General features: G+C 57.1%; 2 protein-coding genes. Both read right to left on the bottom strand.

All coding sequences use genetic code 11. The annotated features are described in order from the left end of the window. A partial coding sequence (tnpB, locus tag H7995_RS28175; protein WP_185819333.1) for an IS66 family insertion sequence element accessory protein TnpB occupies window positions 1-222 on the bottom strand: 222 nt, incomplete at its 3' end. Then, window positions 219-596, bottom strand: a complete 378-nt coding sequence (gene tnpA / locus H7995_RS28170) for an IS66-like element accessory protein TnpA (RefSeq protein ID WP_057978966.1) — start codon at window positions 594-596, stop codon at window positions 219-221. The genes tnpA and tnpB, both read right to left, overlap by 4 nt. Window positions 597-678: the final 82 nt, after the last annotated feature.

Here is a 678-nt window from a genome sequence, read left to right as displayed (position 1 = left end):
TCCTTGTTCCAACCGTTTGCAAAACAGACACAACCCGTCGCCGTCCCACCATAGCAATTTGATCCGGTCACCGCGCCGTCCGCGAAAAGCAAAGATCTGACCGGAGAACGGATCGGCTTCAAGCTGAGTCTGCACCAATGCCGCCAACCCATCGAAGCCACGGCGCATGTCCGTGACACCGGCAGCGATCCAGATGCGGGTTCCAGCGGGCGGGGCAATCATCGCAGTAACTGCTGCAAGACGGCTTGCAGCGTCTGCGGATCTGGCGTGCCAGTGATGCGCAGCTTGGCTTTTCCCGCCTCAACAACGATCACGGAATGACACTCTGGCGGTGACTGAATGACTTGCGGTAAATCTATTGGCACCTCGATCACCTGGACAGGCAAAAGCGTTGCACTCTGGCTGACCGGGCCGAACAAGCCCTCTTGATATTGCTGCCGCCAGCGAAACACCAGGTTGGCATTGACGTCATGTTCGCGAGCGATCAACGACACGGAGGCGCCAGACTGGAACGTGGCTTCGACAACTTTGCGTTTGAACTCTGGCGGGAAGTTGGGGCGGCGACCGGGTCGACGGGCTGGGGCAATGATATCCAAGATAGCGTCCACTAAAAAATGATGGACACTATTTTTGCTAATTTTGGAGGCTCTCAGGAGTGGGTACTGGCCGGACGGTTAC

It is taken from the genome of Pseudomonas kielensis, assembly GCF_014236655.1.
GTDB classification, from domain to species: domain Bacteria; phylum Pseudomonadota; class Gammaproteobacteria; order Pseudomonadales; family Pseudomonadaceae; genus Aquipseudomonas; species Aquipseudomonas kielensis.
Note: the sequence above shows the minus strand (reverse complement) of the source record. Positions and strands in the feature narration are given on the sequence as shown.